Consider the following 19,010-nt stretch of genomic DNA (forward strand, 5'->3'; position numbering starts at 1 on the left):
CCCTCGTCTCGAACACTCCCGTCATGCTGAACTCGTTTCAGCATCCATGCGCGTCCAATCAGCGTCGCGCGTGCGGCTGGCGTCCGCGCATGGACCCTGAAACGAGTTCAGGGTGACAGCGTGGTTAGGCCGGTTCGACGTAAACGGCTCACCCGCTAATCCGAGCCGCCGCGCCGGACCGTTTCGAAGAAATCCTCGCCGCCCATCTGGCCGCCCTTGAGCACGAGCTCGAGGCCATCGATTGCCGCGTCGGTCGCATGCGCGCGCACCAGTGGCGCGCCGGGTTCGATCGGGGCGGCCCAGGTCAGCGCGTCGATGCCGAGCTGCGCGACGCCGTGGCTCGACGTGTCGCCGCCGGCGAAGAGCAGGCGCCGCAATCCGGTCGCACGCACCACCGCGTGCGCGACGCGACCGAGCGCTGCGCCGAGCTGTTCGCCGGCGGCTGGGGCGCTGGCGTCGAGCGGTCCCTGGGCGGAATAGAGCGTGCAGCGGCCGTCGATCGTCACGGCGTCGATCGCGTCACGCACCAGGCGGTCTTCTTCGGCCGTCTCGCCGCGCAGCAAAGCGGGAACGTCGGCCAGCACTGCGGCATAGCCGTCGGCGATGCTGCGCGCGATCTGGCGGCCGGTAACGGGGGAGCAACTGCCGCTAACGACGAGCAAGCGATCGACCGCTGCCGCGCGCGCGTGCGCCGGGGCGCCGTCGATCAGCCCGGCAGCTTGCCACGCGAGCACCAACGCGCGCGTCACGCCGGAGCTGCCGACGGCGAAGCGAACGCCATGCGCGAGCAGGACCGCGCCGGTGGCGGCGAGGTCGTCATAGCTCACGCCGTCGAACAGCACCGCGTCGCAGTTCGACTCGGCCGTCCCGAAGGCGGCGTCGGCGCGGCCAGCGTGTAGATCTTCGAGCGAGACCAAAGCGATCCGCGCCTCGCTCTGTGCCGCCAAATGCCGGATAAGATCGGCCTCGTGCATCGGCGTGACGGGATGGCGCGCCATCGTCGGGTGGCGGTCAATGCGGTACACCTCCGCGCCCGCCGCTGCGAACAGGTTGCCGAACGCGACGTAGCGCCGCAGATGCGGGGCGCCGACGACGATCGCCGCCGGGCCGCCAAACGCCCGCACGCCAATGTCCAGCGCGCGCCCGATCGAGCCGGTGTGCGGGCTACTGTCGAAGGTCGAACAGGTCTTGTAATGGACGAGTCCGCCGTCGCTCAGCGCGGCAAACGCACCGGGCAAATTGGCGTCCATCCAATCCGGCGAGCGACTGCGACTGTCACCCGCCAGCCCGATCGCGCGCACGTCCGCGAAGCGCGCGCGGAGCGCCGCGTCGGGCGTGCGCAGGAACAAGACGGCCGGCACCCCGCCCTCGGCGAGCTGTTCGAGGACATCGGTCGATCCCGTGAAATCGTCGCCGTAGAAAGCGTAGAGCGGCGTCACGCCGCGAATGCGCCCAATGCTGCGGCGAGTTCGGGGGCATCGCGCGCCGCATCGGCGACGGGCACGCCAGCCACGGCCGCATCCCAGGCCTGGCGCAAGGCGCGCACGCCCGCCGCCGGACCGCCGGGATGCGCGAGGATCCCGCCGCCCGCCGCGAACATGCAGTCGACGCTGCCAAGCGCGGCGAAGGTCGGTGCGGCCTGGCGGGCGGATTGGCCGGAGGAAAAGACCGGCATCACTTCGCATCCGGGATGGGGCGCGTCGAACATCGGCGTCAGGCATTCGCGCGCCGAGGCGATCACGCTGTCATTGGGTTCGCAGAACTTGTTGTCGATGCCGTTGACATGCGTGTGGTCGATCCCGGCGAGGCGCCACAGTTTCTGATAGGCGACAAAGCTCATGCCGATAGCAGGCGAGCGGCCGAACATGCCCCAGCCGTTGCGGTGGCCGTGGATCGGCAGTTGCGAATGCGCGCGCAGCACCTTCATCGCGGGCAGGCCGATCGAGTTCATGCTCGCCATCACGCAGGTGCCGCCCTCGGCAAGGACATGGTCGTGGCGGCTGAGCATCTCGTCGATCTCGCCGGTGAGGTTGGCGGCGAACATCACTTTCTTGCCGGTGCGCTCGGCGTGGTCGTTGATCACGCGCATCACCGCCGAGACGCGCGCGTCGAACGGGCAATGTGGGCCGTCCGACTGGAGTTCGTCATCCTTGATGAAATCGACACCGGCTTCGACCAGCCCGCGCACCTGATCGGCGGTGGCTTCGGGCGAGAGACCGACGCTCGGCTTGATGATCGTGCCGATGATCGGGCGGTCGTACACGCCGGTCAGTTGCCGCGTGCCGGCGACGCCGAATTGCGGGCCCTGGTAGCGATCGAGAAACACCGGCGGCAGCTTCAGGTCGATCAGCTTGAGTCCGGAAAACGCCTTCAGCTCGGAGAGATTGCCCGCGACCGTCGCCAGCAGATTGGGCAGTGACGGGCCGAAGTTCGACATCGGCCAGGACAGGACGACGCGCGCCGCGCGGCGGGTGGCGTCGCCCGATTTGGGCAGGCCCGAGCCCGGCAGCGACGGGGACGCCACTTCGCCGAGTTCGACGATCTCCTCGACGAGCGCGGCGTGGGCCTCGCGCAGTTCGTCGGTTTCGCCGGGGACGCGGACGAAGGTGCCGGTCGATTGCTCGCCCCCCATCGTCGCCGCGGCCTGCGCGAGCGGGAAGGCGGTCTCGATCCAATAGGTTGCCGTCAGGCGCTGTTCGGTCATCAGGCGATCTTGAAGTAGGTGGTCGAACGCTCGGTATCGACATTGAAATACGGGATGAACACCAGGTTCCGCGCCCCCACCTGCGTGCGGTAGGCGACGTCACTATTGGGCATCGGTTCGAGTGTCCCCGGCAGCGCGATCGTCTGCGTTTCGATCCCGGTCCAGGGGTTGATCCCGACATACATCACCGGGCCGCGCATCACGGCGGCGAGGTTCGGGTTGCGATCGTCGATCGGCAAGGTGCGCAGCGGCTGCGGGATGACGAGGTCGAGCGTGTCGCCCGCCTTCCAGCGGCGGCTGACCACCGCCAGCGTGCCGGGCGTCACCGCCTGGGGCTTTCCGTTGACCAGCAGCGTTGCGTCTTTCGTCCAGGCCGGGATGCGCAGCTTCATCGCGAAGGCGCCGTTGCCGGGCTTGCGCACCGTCAGGCGGACGCTGTTCTTCGACGGATAATCGGTTTCCTGCACGACTTCGACCGCGCCGCCCGGGCGATCCCAGGTCACTTCGGAGGCGGCGTACATGTTGACCAGCAGCGCGTCGTCGTCGTGGAAATAGAGGTTGAGCACGTAATCCGAGACGGCCTGCACCAGCGTGCCCGAGCAGCACGGCCATTTCTTCTGGTAATAGCGCTTCTCGCCGGCCGCGCCGTAATCCGAATAATAGGGATAATCGCCGTCGCTGTCGGGCAGGCGCGCGGCGAGGATCGTGTTGTAGAGCGTGCGCTCCAGCCCGTCGCCATAGACCGGCTGGCCGGTGAAGCGGATCAGGTAGCGCGCGAGCTTCATGTCGGCAAAGCTGCCGCACGGCGTCTCGAAATGCGCGACCGAGGCCTTCAGGCTGGCGGCGAGATGGCCCTCGTGCAACTTGACGAACTGCTCCTCGGGGCCCCAGCCGCCGCTGGCGAAGCGCTGCGGCTCCATGAAGGTCCAGGCATTCTCCAGCGCCTTGCGATATTTCGGGTCGCCGAGATGGAGATAGGCCTGGCCGCCCGAACTTAGCGCGATCGTGTGACTATAGGCGTGCTTGGTCGGCAGCACGTCCTGGCCCTTGGCGAGCGGGTCGAACCACTCCTTGTCGAGCATGTAATGCACCGCCATCGCGCGATACTTGTCGTCGCCGGTGATGTCGGCGACGTGGAACAGGTTTTCGGGCAGCACGAAGGTCTCGTCATACGGCGGATCGACCTTGCCGATCCGGTCGCGCGAGACCGGCGAGATATACGGCATGCACTTGTCGATGATCATCGGCAGCAGCGTCCTGGCCTGCTCGACGCCGCACAACCGATAGGCGTCGATCAGGCCGACGACGTACTTGTCCATCACATAGGCGGCCCACTGCTCCTGCGCCTTGGGGCCGGCATAGGGGTTCTTGGCGACGAGCATCGCCTTGCCGAAGCCGTCGACCAGTGCGGCGACCTTGGCCTTGGCGACGGTGTCGCCGGTGGCGGCGGCGATGCGCGCGAGGCCGGAGACATATTGCCCGAAGGCGAGGCCGGGGACGAAGCCGTCGGCATCGTACCAGCCGCCCATGTCGGGGCCGGGCGCGGGCAGGCCGGCATTCTGGCGGAAGACTTTCAGCAGCCGATCATTGTCCAGCGCGAGATAGTGCGCGTGGATGTGATCGTAATGCTGCTTGATCACGCCGCCGGTGAGACGGACAGCGCCATAGGGGAATTCGTGGACCGCTTCTTTCCCCTGCAGCGCGTTGGTGGCGGCATGCGCGAACGGCACGACGCCAAGCGATCCGACGGCGGTGGCGCAGGCGGCACAGTGGAAGAAGTCACGGCGCGACAACGCGGCTGTGGGCAAGCCCGGCATACTCATCCTCTCAAACGCGGGATCGCCGATTCGCAGCGCCTCCTGTGAGGAAAAGGTTTATAATAGTACTAATTGCGAAACAAGCCGCAATTCGATTCGAAGAAATTCGAAACTAGACGACGGGCGCGTTTATCCCGCGTTCGATCCGCGCGACGCCGTGGCCGATAATCGCGCGCATCGCCGCCGCCGCACCCTCGGCGTCGCCGGCCTCGATCGCGTCGACGATGCGGTGGTGCCCCGCGACACTCGCCTCGTGCTCGTCGGCCTCGCGCACCGGCGAACTCATCCGGAACGACGCGAGCAATGCGGTCTCGATCACCGCCGCGAGCGAGCGGATCAGTACGTTGCCCGACGCGCGGCCGACCGCCTTGTGAAAGTCGAGATCGGCGAGCGCGAAGGCATGGGCGTTGGCGGTCGCGGCGTTCATCCGCTCGATGCAGCGGCGCATCTCGGCAATGTCGGCGCTCGAGCGGCGTTCGGCGGCGGAGGCGGCGCCGGTCGCCTCGATCGAACGGCGGATATCGGCGAGGTCGCGCACGAAGGCCAGGTCGAAGCCCTGGCTGATCTTCCATTCGAGGATGTCGGCATCGAAGAAATTCCAGTGCGCGCTGTCGAGCACCGTCGTCCCGACACGCGTCTTGGACACGATCAGGCCCTTGGCGGTGAGCGTCTTGAACGCCTCGCGCAGCACGGTGCGCGAGATTCCGAAGCGCGCGAGAATTTCGGCTTCGGGCGGCAACTTGGCCCCGGGCGGAAAGGTGCCGGCGAGAATATCGACGCCGAGTGCGCGCGCCACTTGGTCGTGGCTCGACAGCGTCCCCCCGCTGAACCTGCCGAAACTGACCTGACCCTCCATCGTCGTTGCTCTCCGCCCCGTGTCGCTACGGCGGTTCGGATATAATAGGAAGAACGGGCCGGAGGCAACGCGTGTCGCAATTTGTCCCTGTAACGCGTTGAATTTATTGCGCTGGGACCTCGCGACCATTCCGGCATTGCGTCGTGCCGCGTTTCGCCGCCCATGCGATCGACTGTTCAAGGAAACGCTGGTTGTTGGGGTCGGCATAGGTTTCCGGGCGATGGCCGATCGCCGAGTAGAAGACGCGGCCCTCGCCGAGGCAGCGCTTCCAGGCGATCGGATGATCGCCCATCGCGATGCTCGCGCCGCCGCCGACGGGTGCGTAGCTCGTTTCATCGAGCGTCAGCAGCACCGTCGCGTCGGTCGCGCGCGGCGAGGCGAAGAAGGAGTACCATTCGTCGTTCATCGACCAGCTCGGCGGCAGGCCGCGCGTGATGCCGTCGGCGCGGTCCACCTGCACGCGCGCGTCGCGGAACGACGGGTTGGTCGGATGCCCCTTGAAGCGTGCGCCGAGCAATGTGTCGGTATACCAGTCCCAGAAATAAGCAAGATCACCGCCGGCACCGTGGATGCCGATGAACCCGCCGCCTTGCTCAATATATTGGCGGAACGCGGCGCGCTGGCGCAGCGTGAGGACGTCGCCGCTGACATTGTTCCACACCACCGCATCGAACTGATTGAGCGTCGCGGCTGTCATCGCGCCGCCGCGATCGGTGACGACGACGGTCCAGCCCTTGCGCGCGGCGATGGCGCGCAGCGCGCGTTCGCCGGCGTCGACCGAGGGACCGTCGCGGAAGCCGGTGATCTTCTGGAAGATCAGCAGCGCCGGCTTGCCGGCTCGGGGGAGCGTAGTCAGCGGATCGTCGTCGTAGCGCGCGCAGCGGGCGTGCCTGTCGGCGGGGGTGACGGGTTCGGCACGCAGGGCGGCGTCGAGTTTGGTGAGGTCGAGGGCTTTTGACTTGGCCACTATCCTGAGCGTGAGGATCGCGGCGAAAGCCGCGGCATCTAGCTTTTGCAGATGTAGGGGGAGGGGATTGATCAGCGTGGGTGTTTCGCGATCGACGATGGCGTGGGCGGCGGGGCTGAGCAGCACGTCGAGCAGCGGGGAATCGACCGAGAAGGGCGCGTCGCGCAGCGGGCAGTCGGTGGTCGCGGCGGACGCAGCGGTGGTGTGGAACAGCAGAGCGGCGGCGATGGCTGCCATGAGGGTGCGCGTCAGCGTGTCATGGAACACGATCGATCTCCCCTTTCGTCACCCCGGGCTTGTCCCGGGGTCCACCGCGGTTCGTATCCTACGGCCGCAGGACACGCGGCACAGTGGACTCCGGGACAAGCCCGGAGTGACGAAGGAGGGTGGGTTAGCGGCATGGCGCTTCGTTTTGCGTCTGCACCACCGCCACAGCATGCGGTTGCAGCGTCCCGTTGGCGAGCGACCCGGTCACCACGCGCGCACCCGCCGGCAACGCAACGGGATGCGCCGCCGTGCCATGGTTGATCAGCACCAGCACGCACCGCCTCGCGCCGGCCCGCGCGCTCACTTCGACGTCGGGATCGATCGCACCGAGGATCGGCTTGACCCCGGCCTGATCGAGCAAGCGCGTCGCGAGACCGCGCATCGCGACGGGATCGAGCCAGGCACCGACATAGGTGATGCTTCCCTTGCCGATCGGCCGCGTGACGATCGCGGGCTTGCCGTTGAGCCAGCCGCCCGGATCGGTGTAACGCGCGACCACCTGTGTATCGGCCGCATCGGGCAGCAGCGCTTCCGCCCAGGTCGAGACGGTGCCGGTCACGCCGCCGGTGATGCCGACCGGTGTGTCGAGCGCGTAGAATTGCTCGACATGCGCGCCGAGCGCTCCGGCGAGCGGGCCGGGCTGGCGGTTGGGCCACAAGGCGTTGGCATCGTCCTTCATCCCCGAACGCGGACCGAGCACCAGATGCCCACCGCCCGCGGCGTAAGCGGCGAGGCGCTGCGCGGTCTCGGCGGTCATCACGTTGAGTGCGGGCGCCACGACCAACGGGTAATGCGACAGATCGGCTTCGACCGGCAGCACCGCCACCCCCTGCGCTGCGACGCGCAGCGGGCGGTAGAAGTCGGTGAATTCGCGCACCGGATCGAAACCCTTGTTGAGCGGCTGCAAGTCGATCGCCCAGCGGCTGTCATAGGAGAACAGCATCGCCACCTTGGCGACCGGCGCGGTGTCGGCCAGCGCGGTCGCGGCGGCGGTGATTTCGTGCGCGGTCTGCGTCACCTCGGCGAGGATCGGGTTGGGCTTGCCGTCTTGGCCGAGCAGCGAGCCGTGATAGCTTTCCTGCCCGTTGCGCGCCGGCCGCCACTGCCAGTACAGGACCGCATCGGCGCCGTGGCCGATCGCTTGCCACGCCATCTCGCGGACCTGCCCCGGATCGAGCGCGCGGTTGATCGGCACCCAGTCGACGCGGCCGGGCTGGGTCTCCATCAGCCAGAAATTACGCTGCTTGTAGCCGCGTACGAGATCGTGGTTGGCGCCGTTGGCGACCCAGTCGGGGCGGCCGTTGGGGATGTAATTGTCCCACGCCGCCAGATCGAGATCGCGGTGCAGCGCGAAGTGATCGAACCCTGAATTCCAGAACATCGTGTTGGTCGTGACGAACTGACGCGGGTCAGCCGTAGCGCGGATCGCCTGCGCCTGGTTGGCGACATAGTCGGTCCAGGTCGCGGTGGTGAAATGCTTGAAGTCGAGCAGCAAGGCTGGGTTCTGCTGGCCGGTGGCGTGGAGCGGGACCTGGTCGAAGCTGTTATAGAACTGGCTCCAATATTCGGTCGCCCAGCGCGCGTTGAGCGTGTCGATCGTGCCGTAGCGGTCTTTGAGGAAGGCGTGCCAGCGCGCCACCGCCTCGGGATCGAACGAGGGTGGGCCGATCTCATTGTCGATCTGCCAGCCGACGACGCGCGGGTCGTGGCCGTAGCGTTTGGCCATCTCGCTGGCGATCGTGCGCGCAAAGCTGCGGTAGCGCGCGCTGGCGAAGGAGAAATGGCGGCGCGCGCCATGGGTGGCGCGCTTGCCGTCCTCGTCGACGCGTAGCGTGTCGGGATAGGTGGATGTCAGCCAGGCCGGCGGGGCAGCGGTCGGGGTGCCGAGTACGACCATCATGCCGTGTTTGGCGGCGGCGGCGATCGCGCGGTCGAGCCAGGTGAAGTCGAACTTTCCCTTGGTCGGTTCGAGCTTGCTCCAGGCGAATTCGCCGATCCGGACGGTGTTGAACCCGGCCTTGCGCATCAGCGCGAGGTCGGTCGCCCAGCGCTCTTCGGGCCATTGCTCGGGATACCAGGAGGTGCCGACCGCCACCGGGGGAAGCCCAGGAAAGTTGGTCGCGCGGGCGTGCGGGGCTCGGGCGGATTGCGCCGTCGCGCTGGCGGACACGAGCAGTGCCGCAGCCGCCAGCGCAGCCCGCACGATCATGGTGCGAACCCGATGCGCAGCACATACGGCATGCCGGTATCAGCCCCGGCAGGAAGCGTCGCCTCCAGCCCCTTGTCGGTCTGCTGCCACGTGACAGCGCCGCCGCCGAGCAGCGTGATCCCGCTGATCTTGCGATCGAGATACGGCGATCCCGCATACAGCGTCTTCATCCGCACCACGCCATCCGCCGGCCGCTCCATCGCGGTCGCGTACAGCACGCCCGGCTTGGTGGTGAAGCGGATGTCCTCTGCCTTCCAGCCGCGATTGGCCGCCTCGTTCTTCTCGCCCGCAACGGTCGCGGTCGGGCCTTCGCCAAAATATTTCCACGGCCGCGTGCCGTAGATCGCCTCGCCATTGACCTTCATCCACGCGCCGATCCCGCGCAGCACGGCTTGCGCGCCTTCGGGGATCGTGCCGTCGGCGCGCGGACCGACATTGAGCATCAGATTGCCGTTCTTCGAGACGATATCGACCAGATCCTGCACCAGCGCCTTGGGCGTCTTATACTCGTCGTCCTGGATATAGCCCCAGCTCTTGGTCGAGATCGACGTGTCGGTCTGCCACGGCTCGAGCCGCAATTCGTCGAGCTTGCCGCGCTCGACGTCGAACAATGCGGTGCCCGGTGCGAACTGCGCGCCCTTGTACGCGATCGAGGGGCTGTAGCCCTTCTTCTTCGCGACGTTGTAATAATAGGCGGCGAGGCGCTGAAGGTAGGGCTGGAACGCCGGGGCACTGGTCCACCAGTCGAGATAGACGATCTCGGGATCGTATTTGTCGATGAACTCGGTCGTGCGCGCGAGCCAGTCGTAGAGGAACTGCTTGTCGGGCACGCTCCAGTTTTCGAGATGCGACGGGTTGGGCTGGCCGGGGGCGGGGTCGCCCGGCAAGCGCACCGGGGCGGCCGGGCCGTACAGACCGGCATAACGCGGATCGTTGACGTCGCTGTCATAGCCGCGGCCGACGCCGTACCACCACCAATGCTCGGCGCGGTGCGACGACAGGCCGAAGTGCAGGCCCTGCGCGCGCGCGGCCTTCATCAGCGCGGCGGCGGTGTCCTGCCTGGGGCCCATCTTGACCTCGTTCCAGTCGGTCATCTGGCTGTCGTACATCGCGAAGCCGTCACAATGCTCGGCGACCGGCAAAACGTAGCGCGCGCCGGCTTGCTGGAAGAGCGCGATCCACTGCGCCGCGTCGAACTTCTCAGCGGTGAATTTGGGGATGAAGTCCTTGTAGCCGACCTTCGATTGCGGCCCGAACACGTTGCGGTGATAGGTGAAGGCGACATTGCCAGAATCGTACATGTTGCGCGAATACCATTCGGTCAGGAAGCCCGGCACGGCATAGGGGCCCCAGTGCAGGAAGATGCCGAACTTGGCGTCGCGAAACCATTCGGGGGTCCGGATCGCTTTCAGCGATTCCCAATTGGGGCGGAACGGGCCGCTGGCGATGCCGCGATCGACCTTCTGCAGTTGCTGCGCGACCGGGCCGGCCTTGAAGTCCATCGGATAGCGCGTCTCGCTGGTCTCCTCGGCGAAGGCGGGGGCGGCGCCGAGCAAGGCGGTGGCGAGCAGGAGGCTTTTGAGGGTGTGCTTCATCATTTGGCTCCGGTCTTCGGGCGTTGCAGCACCGCGACGCCTTCAGGCGCGAGGTCGACCGCTGCGGTGGTGCCGCCGCTGAGGATGTCGGTCATCGGCGCGGGCAGCGCGACGTGCTGCGGGGTGCGGCCGTGGTTGACGAGGATGACGATGTGGCGGCCCTGGCCTTCGCGCGTCATCAGCTCGACCTCGGGCGGCGTAGCGAAGTCGCGCGAGACCCTGGCGTTGGCGAGTGCGGCGTCGATCAACCGCTGCGTCACGGCCTTGTCGAACAGCGCGCCGTAATAGCTGATGCGACCCTTGCCGACGCTGCGCGTGATCGCGGCGGGATGGCCGTCGAGCCAGCCATTGGCCTTGCCGTAGCGCAGCAGCACCGTCGCGTCGGGGGCCTGTTTGGTGAGGTCCTCGGCCCAGATGCTGGCGGTGCCGCCCTCGACCGCGACGTGTTCGTCGAGCGGGTAGAATTGCTCGACCTGCGCGCCAAGGAGGGGCGCGAGTGGGCCGGGCTGGCGGGTGGTGTCGAGCCGGTTAAATTCGTCCTTGAGGCCCGAGCGCGGGCTAAGGATGAGGTGGCCGCCCTTGCGGACATAGTCGGCGAGCCGCTTGGCGAGCGCTTCGGGGATGACATTGAGGCTCGGCGCGACCACCAGCTTGTAGCGGTCGAGCGGCGCATTGGCGGACACCACATCGACCGCGCCGAGCGCATCCTTGAGCGGCCGGTAATAATCCAGCAGCACGCCGATCTGGTCATAGTCCTTGGTCAGCGGCTGGAAGTCGATCGCCCAGCGGCTGTCGTAATCCTGCAGGATCGCGACCTCGGCATTCGGTGACGTGCCGGCGAGCGCGGACGAAGCCTTGGCGAAGTCGGCGCCGATCTGCGTCGCCTCGGCATAGATGGGCAGCGGCTTTCCGTCGGGGCCGACGAGCGAGCCGTGCATCGTCTCCTGCCCGTTGAGCGCGTTGCGCCATTGCCAGAACAACACCGCATCCGCGCCATGCCCGACCGTCTGCCACGCGAGCGCGCGCGTCTCGCCGGGGTAGAGCATGTTGCTGACCGGCGCCCAGTTCACGAAGCCGGGCTGCGTTTCCATCACCCAGAAATTCTGCCGCTTCCAGCCGCGCGCGAGATCGTTGACCGCGCCGTTGCGATAGGCGTCGAGATGGCCGGTGCCGACATAATCGTCCCACGACGCCAGATCGAGCCCGCGGTTGATCGCGTACCGATCGAAGCGATTGGCCCAGCCGAGCCCGCCGAGATTAGTGGTGATGAACTCTCGCGCCGGCACTTTGCCGCGCACGACATCCGCCTGGTTGGCCTGAAACGCGACCCATTGCTCGGTGATGAAATGCTTCAGGTCGAGCATCCACCCCGGATTGCCCGCGGCGGCGTTGAACGGCACCTGATCCCAGGCGGTATAGGTCTGCGACCAATAGGCGGTCGCCCACAGCTCGTTCATCCGGTCGAGCGTGCCGTATTTGGCCTTGAGCCAGGCGTGCCAGGCGTCGCGCGCGGCGGAATCGTAGCTTTCGTCGGTATGTTCGTTGCCGATCTGCCAGCCGATCACGTTCGGCTCGTTGCCGACCGCATCAGCCATCCGCGACACGACGTCGCGCGCCACCGCGCGGTATCGCGGCGAGGAGATCGAGAATTGGCGGCGTCCGCCGTGCCCGGCAGGCACGCCATTGGTATCGACGCGCAGCGTATCGGGATATTTCTGCGTCAGCCAGGCGGGGGGCGTGTCGGTCGGGGTGCCGATCACCACCTTGATGTCATGTTTGGCGGCGAGCCGCACCGCGCGCTGGAGCCAAGCGAGGTCGTATTGGCCCTCCTCGCGCTCGATCCGGCTCCAGGCATATTCGCCGATCCGCACGACATTGGCGCCGTGCGCGTGCATCAGCCGCAGATCCTCGTCCCAGCGCTCCTCGGGCCATTGCTCGGGATACCAGGCCGAGCCGAGCCACAGCCGCTCCGACGCCGCTTTCGGCGCCGGGCCTTGCGCCAAACTCGGGGTGGAAACGCAAGCGAGCAACAGGGCGAGAAAACGCTTCATATCGTCCATCCGCCGTCAATGATCTGGACCTGACCGGTCGTATAGGTCGCGCCAGCGAGATAGACGACGAGGTCGGCGATCTCCTCGGGCGCGCCGATTCGGCCGATCGGCTGGCGCGCGATGAAAGCGGCGCGCTTGGCGTCGTAGTCGCCATCGGCACTCAGGCGATCGTGCAGCGACGGAGTCTCGACCGTGCCCGGGCAAATCGCAGTGACGCGGATGTTCTGGCTGACGAAATCAGCGGCGATCGACTTGGTCAGGCCGATCACCGCGGCCTTGCTGACGCAATAGGCGAAGCGGTCGGGCACGCCTTTGATGCTCGAGGCGACCGAGGCCATGTTGATGATCGCGCCGCCGCCGCGCGCCACCATGCCGGGCAGCACGGCGCGGCACATCCGCGTCATCGCCTTGACGTTGAGCGCCCAGGCGAAGTCGAGATCGTCCTCGCTGGTGGTGAGCACGGTGCCGCCATGAACGACGCCGGCGCAGTTGAAGAGCATGTCGATCGCCTCGTCGCCATAAGCGGCGACGGCGGTGGGATCGAGCACGTCGAGCACCCGGGTCTCGATCCGGTCGCTGGCGAGCCCAGCGAGGCCGGCTTCGTTGAGGTCGGTCGCGACCACGCGCGCGCCGGCGGCGGCGAGTGCCAGCGCAGAGGCGCGGCCGATCCCCTGCGCGGCGGCGGTGACGAGGGCTCTCTTTCCGGTCAGGTCGGTCACGCGTCGGTCCTTATGCGCGGCATCGGGGTGCCGAGTTGATCGTTGGAGAGGTACGCGGCTTCGACCAGCGCCATCGTCTGCCAGGCGTCGTCTACCGCGGTTAGCAGGGTCAGATCCTCGCCCGCGGAGAAGCGCTGGAGATTGGCCATCGGGCCGATGAACGCATCGGGGAACCACGCGCCGGTGAGGGGCGCTTGATCCCACGGCCCGCCGCGCGGTGCGAGCCAGAGTTCGTCGGGCTCGCCGGCGGGATAGTCGAGCAGCACGCCGAACTTGGCGACCGCCGCGCCGGCCACGCCCTCGACGCGGAACTGCGCGTCCTGGAACTGGCGGCCGAAATCATGGTGATGGTTGATCGACAGCAGCACGCGCAAGGTGTCGCCATAATCGAGGATCATCGAGCTGCGCGTGTCGGCGAGCCCGCTGGCCGGATGCCCGAAGCTGCGCGCGAAGACGCTGCGCGGGTCGCCGACCAGCGCGCGGATCGCGTCGAGATAGTGAATCGAATGGCTGACGATCTCGACACGCGGGTTGGCCTTGAGATGCGGAAACAGCTGCCACGGCGTGACGAGATTGATATGGACTTCGATCTCGGTCAGTTCGCCCAGGCGACCCTGGCGAATCGCGTCGCCGATCGCGAGCATCATCGCAGAATAGCGCAGCTGGAAATTGACCGAGGCGGTCAGGCGACGCGCGCGCGCGATGTCGCGGATCTCGGTCGCCGCGGCAAGGTCGAGGCCCATCGGCTTTTGCAGCAGCACGGTCGCGCTCTCGCGCAGCGTCGCGAGGATCTCGCGGTGCGCGACCGGCGGGGCGGCCACGTCGAACACGGCGTCCGCTTCCGCCGCTTCGGCAAGCGAGGCGAACACGGTCGGGATGGCCCATTCGTCCGCTAGCGCCTGCGCGCGGGCACGGTCGGGGTCGTACAGCCCGGCCACCGTGAAACCCGCTTTGCGATAGGCGGGCAGATGCGCGTCCTTGACGATCCCGCCAGTGCCGATGATGACGATCGGGCGCGGAGCCGAGGGCATCGGCCAGGCTTGTTGCAGGGTCATCGCGTGATCCTCGCCTGGGCTTCCGCCAGCAACTCGGTGGTGCTGCGATTGGTCGTCACAGCGGCGGTGACAAGATCGTCGACGATATGGCTGATCCGCGCCAGATCGGGCGACACCGGCATCGCGCGGGCATGCTCGTGCAGCCATTCGAGCCGGTGATAATACGGAATCGCGGCGTTGATCTCCGCATCCGCCCAGGTCGAGCGGCGCGTGCCGATCGCGCCCTCGGTAGTGGTAAGGCGGTCCATCGGCGCGGTGGCGCAATGCCGCAGGAAATCCCACGCTAGCGATTTGTTGCGCGAGCCGGCGGCGATCGCCAGCACCCAGAAGACGTTGAGCGAGACGCTGCTTCCGCCGGGCCCGGCGGGGAGCGGCGCGACATCGACCAGGCCATTTACTTTGCTGTCGGTTGCAGTGTCGCAATAGGCCGCGAAACCGAACCAGTTCGCCATCAGCGCGACTTTCCCTTGGGCGAACAGCATTCCGGAGGCGACGCTGTCGAGCTTTTGGCAATCGGGCGCGATCGCCGCGGTGTCACCCGCGAGGTTGCGCAGGAAATCGAGCGCGGCGTGCGCCTGCGGGCTGGTGAGATCGGCGCGGCCATCGGCGTCGAACGGTTCGCCGCCGCGCGACCAGATCTGGATGCAGAAATCGTACAGGCCGTTATGCCCATCAGGGAACAGCGCGAGCACGGTGCCGTAGCGCTCCTGTGCCGGGTCATGCTGCGCGCGGGCGAGGGCGTGGAAGTCGTCCCACGTTGTCGGCGGGGCGACGATCAGGTCCTTGCGATAGACCAGGCATTCCGGGCCATCGTGATAGGGCATTCCCCAGAAGCCGCCGCAGAAGCGTTGCAGCCCGGTGAGCGAGGGGCTCCACGCATCGGGGAAATCCGCGATCGGCGCGTGCTCCAGGTGCGGGGCGAGGTCCTCGAGCAGATCGCCCGCCACCGCTTCGGCCAGCCAGTCAGTGTTGAGGAAGGCCACGTCCCACTCGCCGCTCGCCAGCCCGCGCTCGCCGATCAGCGTCGCGTGCAGCGGGTTGAGGTCGAGCTCGACCGCGTCGAGCGTGGCCTGCGTGCCCGTCGTCGCGACGAAATCGGCGAATTGCGCCGTCATCGCGCGCGCGAAAGGATCGAAGCGGCGGACCGCGATGCGCAGGGTCGTCATGCCGCGACCTCCGCCGGGACTGGCCGGCGCGCGCGCTTGCGCTCTCCACCGACGGTGTAGATCGCTGCCGCGGCGATCACGACCACGCCCTCGATCAGCCCCTGATAGCTCGCGCCGAGATTGAGCACGTTGAAACCGTTGGTCAGAGTGAACAGCAGCAGCGCGCCGACCACGGTCTTCACCACGCTGCCCGCGCCGCCGAAGAGCGACGTGCCGCCGAGGATCGCCGCGGCGATCACGGTCAGTTCGCTGCCCTGCAACGCGGTCGGATTGATCGCGCCGAGACGGCAGCCGAACAGCACGCCGGCGAATCCCGCCGCCACGCTCGACAGGACGAACGCGCCGAGCTTGTAGGCATGGACGTTGATCCCCGACAGCCGCGCCGCCTCGGCATTGCCGCCGACCGCATAGATCCGCCGTCCGATGACGGTGAAGTGCAGCACCGCCCAGACGATCGCGGTGAAAATCGCGAGATAGACGACAGGCGCGGCGACCGCCAAACCGGGGCCTGCGAGCAGCGCGAGGATCGCCAGCACGATCGCGGCGCCGATCTGCACCAGCGCGCGGCGCACGATGCCGAGCACCAGGAGTGCTACCGCGATCACCAGCGCCGGCCAGAATACCGGCACGCGCGTGCTTTCGAACGCCAGCATCTGCGCGAGCGTATCGGCGCGCTCGACCATCAGCGAGCGGCCGTCGGTCAACACCAGCACCAGCCCGCGCACCGCGGTCAGCGTGCCGAGCGTGACGATGAAAGCGTTGATGCCGATGAACTGCACGATCGCGCCGTTGAGCAGTCCGATCGCCGCCGCCGTGACCAGGGCCGCAAAGGCCGCGAGCGGAAACCCGATCTGCGGCGCGAGCCCGACCAGCACCGCCGCCGCCAGCGCCGCGACCGAGGCGACCGACAGGTCGAACGCGCCGGTGATCAGCATCACCGTCATCGCTACGCCCATGATGCCCACGAGCGACGCTTGATAGGCGATGTTGCCAAGATTTTGCGGATTGAGGTAGTTCGGCAGGCCGCGCGAGTGCGCGATTGCCGCGAGCACGCCGAGCAGGATCAGCAAGGCGTAATAGACGCCTGCCTCGCGCAGCCCGAACGCGCGCCGCCAGTCGATCGAGGTCATGCGGCCAGTCCTGTTTCGGTGCGGGTGCCGCTTGCCAGCTGGATCAGGGCGGCCTCGTCGAGCGTGGCGGGGTCGGCGATCTCGGCCGACACCGCGCCGTCGCGTAAGATCAGGATGCGATCGGAAATCGCGAGCAGTTCTTCGAATTCGGAGCTGACCAGCAGCACCGCGAGTCCCTCATCGGCGAGCCGGCGCACCGTGCGCAGAATGTCGATCCGCGCGCCGATGTCGATGCCGGCGGTCGGTTCGTCGAGCAGCACCACGCGCGTCTTGGGGGTGAGCCACTTGGCGAGCCCCACCTTCTGCGCATTGCCGCCCGACAGCTCGCTGACCAGCGCGTCGGGTCCGTCGGCCTTGATCGCCAGCGCCTCGATCGCGGTGCGGGCGGCGGCCGTTTCGCCGGCGCGGTCGAGCGTGTGGCGTTGCTGCGGCAGTGCGATGTTCTCGGCGATCGTCATCGTCGGGACGAAGCCCTGTTTCGCGCGGTCCTCGGGCACGAGCGCAATGCCGGCAGCAACCGCTTCGTCGGTGAACAGCGGCACGCGCCGGCCGTCGAGCGTGACGGTGCCGCGCGCTGCAGGATCGGCGCCGAAGATGGCGTGAAGCAATTCGCTTCGTCCGGAGCCGAGCATCCCCGCGATCCCGACGATCTCGCCGGCACGGACGCTGAGGCTGGTCGGCGCCAGGCGTCCAGGCGAACGCAACGCCTCGACTTCAAGCAGCACCGGGCCGGGCGTCCGCATCTCGTGCCGCGCGAGCGCCGTGACCGAGCGCCCGGCAATGGCGGCGGCGATCGCGGCTTCGTCGAGCGTGGCGGTCTCGGCGTGGAGCACCGCGCGGCCATCGCGTAGCACGGTGACTTCATCGGTCAGCGCGAGGATCTCGTCGAGGAAGTGCGAAACGAACAGCACGGCACGGCCGGCCGCGGCAAGCTGGCGGATCGTGCGATAGACCGTCTCGCGCTCGTCGCCGGCAAGCGCGGCGGTCGGTTCGTCCATGATGACGAGCGCGGGATCGCCGACCAAGGCTTGCGCGATCGCCACCATCTGGCGCGCGCCGATCGGCAGGTCGCCGACGATCTCGTCGAGCCCGAACGAGTGGCCGAGCATCGCCACGACCGCGGCGGCGCGCGCGCGCGCGGCGGCGTTGCGGCGTAGGCCGCCGCTTTGCTCTAGCAGGATATTGTCCGCCGCGCTCAGCGTCGGCACGAGCGGGATGTGCTGGTAGAGCGTGGCGATCCCCGCCGCGCGCGCGGCGCGTGGGTTGCTCCAACGCACCGGTTTTCCGCGCCACGCGATTGTGCCGCTGCTTGCGGGAATCGCGCCCGCCAGGATCTTGATCAGCGTCGATTTCCCGGCGCCATTCGCGCCGAGCAGTCCGTGGACGCGCCCCGGCTGCACCACCAGATCGACCCCGCGCAGCGCGACGGTGCCATTGGGCCAGGTCTTCTCGACCCCGGCGAGGCTGAGGAGCGCTACCATTGCCCGACGCACGCATCGACGCTGGCGCGGGTGACGGCGGGGATCGGATAGGTGCGGAAGCGCGGGCCGCCATCCTCGTGCAGCGCCTGGAAGGCGAGCGCGCCGAGCGCCTCGGGCTTGAAGCACACCGTTCCGTCGACCGCGCCGGCCTTGATCGAGGCGATCGCGAGCTTCGACCCGCCGACGCCGATCAGCCGCGCGGGCGACCCCGCCGCGCGGACGGCGCGGGCGCAGCCGATCACCATGTCGTCGGCTTCGCTGTAGAACAGGTCGATGCCGGGCTGGGCGGCGAGGATGTTCTGGCATGCCGCTTCACCGCCTTCGCTGGTCCAGTTGCCCGGCTGCGCCGCGACGATCGCGTAGCGGGCGCCAGCGGCATCGAGTGCCTGGCGGAAACCACGTGCGCGCTGCTCGACTTCGGGAAAGCCTGCCGCGCCCTCGATCACCGCGATCCGCGCAGGGCGGCCCGCCGGCAGCAGCCGTGCGGCAAGCGTTCCAGCCGCGCGCCCGGCCGCAACTTCGTCCTGCGAGGCGAGCGCGACCAGCCCGGGATAGACATCCTCGACTTTCCGCGTGCGCGGGTTGCCGACCAAAGCCGCGACCGCCGCGATCGGCACGCCGCCGCGCTGCGCGCGCGCGACCCAGCCTTGCGCCACCACCGAATCGAGCGGCATCACCGCGATGCCGGCGACGTGCTGGGCGATCAGATCGTCGATATCGTTCGCCTGTTTCTGCACGTCGCCCTTGGCGTCGAGCACGATCGCCGTCGCGCCCGCGCGGGCCGCGGCATCGCTGAAGCCCTTGGCGATCGCCGCGGCGAACGGGAAGCTGAGGCCGACGGTCGACAGGCCGTAACGCGGACCGCCGCTCTTTACCGCCGCGACGACGCCATTCTCCGCCCGCGCCGCGCTGCGCACGCCGATCACCGACGCGATCGCGACGATCGCGACCAGTACGCTCAGCACAGCGGGGAGGGGGCGCCAGCGCATCGGT

The 19,010-nt window shown here is 67.9% G+C and carries 14 protein-coding genes; all 14 read right to left on the bottom strand.

Annotation, left to right across the window (positions count from 1 at the left end; genetic code table 11):
• Window positions 1-155 precede the first annotated feature (155 nt).
• Window positions 156-1,439, bottom strand: coding sequence for a four-carbon acid sugar kinase family protein (locus EAH76_RS15560; protein WP_140851192.1), 1,284 nt, complete (start codon window positions 1,437-1,439; stop codon window positions 156-158).
• Window positions 1,436-2,704, bottom strand: a complete 1,269-nt coding sequence (locus EAH76_RS15565) for a ribulose-bisphosphate carboxylase large subunit family protein (RefSeq protein WP_140851193.1) — start codon at window positions 2,702-2,704, stop codon at window positions 1,436-1,438. Before EAH76_RS15565 ends, EAH76_RS15560 begins: the two co-directional genes overlap by 4 nt.
• Window positions 2,704-4,521 carry a beta-L-arabinofuranosidase domain-containing protein gene (locus tag EAH76_RS15570; RefSeq protein WP_161989061.1) on the bottom strand — a complete coding sequence of 606 codons (1,818 nt, stop codon included), beginning with the start codon at window positions 4,519-4,521 and terminating at the stop codon, window positions 2,704-2,706. The genes EAH76_RS15565 and EAH76_RS15570 overlap by 1 nt, the downstream gene beginning before the upstream one ends.
• A gap of 112 nt (window positions 4,522-4,633) precedes the next feature.
• On the bottom strand, window positions 4,634-5,377 hold the full coding sequence (locus EAH76_RS15575; protein ID WP_140851195.1) for a FadR/GntR family transcriptional regulator: 744 nt from the start codon (window positions 5,375-5,377) through the stop codon (window positions 4,634-4,636).
• Window positions 5,378-5,480: 103 nt separating this feature from the next.
• Window positions 5,481-6,611, bottom strand: coding sequence for a ThuA domain-containing protein (locus EAH76_RS15580; RefSeq protein WP_241659723.1), 1,131 nt, complete (start codon window positions 6,609-6,611; stop codon window positions 5,481-5,483).
• Between the two features lie 124 nt (window positions 6,612-6,735).
• A complete protein-coding gene (locus tag EAH76_RS15585) occupies window positions 6,736-8,820 on the bottom strand; it encodes a beta-galactosidase (RefSeq protein ID WP_140851196.1) in 2,085 nt (694 codons plus the stop codon).
• Window positions 8,817-10,415, bottom strand: a complete 1,599-nt coding sequence (locus EAH76_RS15590) for an alpha-L-fucosidase (protein WP_140851197.1) — start codon at window positions 10,413-10,415, stop codon at window positions 8,817-8,819. Before EAH76_RS15590 ends, EAH76_RS15585 begins: the two co-directional genes overlap by 4 nt.
• Window positions 10,415-12,466 carry a beta-galactosidase gene (locus EAH76_RS15595; protein WP_140851198.1) on the bottom strand — a complete coding sequence of 684 codons (2,052 nt, stop codon included), beginning with the start codon at window positions 12,464-12,466 and terminating at the stop codon, window positions 10,415-10,417. Before EAH76_RS15595 ends, EAH76_RS15590 begins: the two co-directional genes overlap by 1 nt.
• A complete protein-coding gene (locus EAH76_RS15600; protein ID WP_140851199.1) occupies window positions 12,463-13,185 on the bottom strand; it encodes an SDR family oxidoreductase in 723 nt (240 codons plus the stop codon). Before EAH76_RS15600 ends, EAH76_RS15595 begins: the two co-directional genes overlap by 4 nt.
• The gene (locus EAH76_RS15605; RefSeq protein WP_140851200.1) at window positions 13,182-14,240 is read right to left on the bottom strand and encodes a Gfo/Idh/MocA family protein; all 1,059 of its coding nucleotides are present in this window, start codon (window positions 14,238-14,240) and stop codon (window positions 13,182-13,184) included. Before EAH76_RS15605 ends, EAH76_RS15600 begins: the two co-directional genes overlap by 4 nt.
• Window positions 14,237-15,406 (bottom strand): extracellular solute-binding protein, encoded by a 1,170-nt coding sequence (locus EAH76_RS15610; protein ID WP_140851201.1) that lies wholly within the window; start codon window positions 15,404-15,406, stop codon window positions 14,237-14,239. Before EAH76_RS15610 ends, EAH76_RS15605 begins: the two co-directional genes overlap by 4 nt.
• Complete coding sequence (locus tag EAH76_RS15615) at window positions 15,403-16,536, bottom strand: ABC transporter permease (RefSeq protein WP_140851202.1); 1,134 nt, start codon at window positions 16,534-16,536, stop codon at window positions 15,403-15,405. The genes EAH76_RS15610 and EAH76_RS15615 overlap by 4 nt, the downstream gene beginning before the upstream one ends.
• Window positions 16,533-18,017, bottom strand: a complete 1,485-nt coding sequence (locus EAH76_RS15620; protein ID WP_170208033.1) for a sugar ABC transporter ATP-binding protein — start codon at window positions 18,015-18,017, stop codon at window positions 16,533-16,535. The genes EAH76_RS15615 and EAH76_RS15620 overlap by 4 nt, the downstream gene beginning before the upstream one ends.
• Entirely contained in the window at window positions 18,011-19,006 is a 996-nt protein-coding gene (locus tag EAH76_RS15625; RefSeq protein WP_140851203.1) for a sugar ABC transporter substrate-binding protein, read from the bottom strand. The genes EAH76_RS15620 and EAH76_RS15625 overlap by 7 nt, the downstream gene beginning before the upstream one ends.
• Between the last annotated feature and the right edge of the window lie 4 nt (window positions 19,007-19,010).

The organism is Sphingomonas glacialis (assembly GCF_006439055.1).
Classification (GTDB): domain Bacteria; phylum Pseudomonadota; class Alphaproteobacteria; order Sphingomonadales; family Sphingomonadaceae; genus Sphingomonas; species Sphingomonas glacialis_A.

Coding starts and splice junctions, on each gene's coding strand:
- EAH76_RS15610 (WP_140851201.1), bottom strand. CDS start 15,406: ATGACGACCCTGCGCATCGCGGTCCGCCGCTTCGATCCTTTCGCGCGC.
- EAH76_RS15590 (WP_140851197.1), bottom strand. CDS start 10,415: ATGAAGCACACCCTCAAAAGCCTCCTGCTCGCCACCGCCTTGCTCGGC.
- EAH76_RS15565 (WP_140851193.1), bottom strand. CDS start 2,704: ATGACCGAACAGCGCCTGACGGCAACCTATTGGATCGAGACCGCCTTC.
- EAH76_RS15625 (WP_140851203.1), bottom strand. CDS start 19,006: ATGCGCTGGCGCCCCCTCCCCGCTGTGCTGAGCGTACTGGTCGCGATC.
- EAH76_RS15605 (WP_140851200.1), bottom strand. CDS start 14,240: ATGACCCTGCAACAAGCCTGGCCGATGCCCTCGGCTCCGCGCCCGATC.
- EAH76_RS15615 (WP_140851202.1), bottom strand. CDS start 16,536: ATGACCTCGATCGACTGGCGGCGCGCGTTCGGGCTGCGCGAGGCAGGC.
- EAH76_RS15595 (WP_140851198.1), bottom strand. CDS start 12,466: ATGAAGCGTTTTCTCGCCCTGTTGCTCGCTTGCGTTTCCACCCCGAGT.
- EAH76_RS15570 (WP_161989061.1), bottom strand. CDS start 4,521: ATGCCGGGCTTGCCCACAGCCGCGTTGTCGCGCCGTGACTTCTTCCAC.
- EAH76_RS15575 (WP_140851195.1), bottom strand. CDS start 5,377: ATGGAGGGTCAGGTCAGTTTCGGCAGGTTCAGCGGGGGGACGCTGTCG.
- EAH76_RS15620 (WP_170208033.1), bottom strand. CDS start 18,017: ATGGTAGCGCTCCTCAGCCTCGCCGGGGTCGAGAAGACCTGGCCCAAT.
- EAH76_RS15585 (WP_140851196.1), bottom strand. CDS start 8,820: ATGATCGTGCGGGCTGCGCTGGCGGCTGCGGCACTGCTCGTGTCCGCC.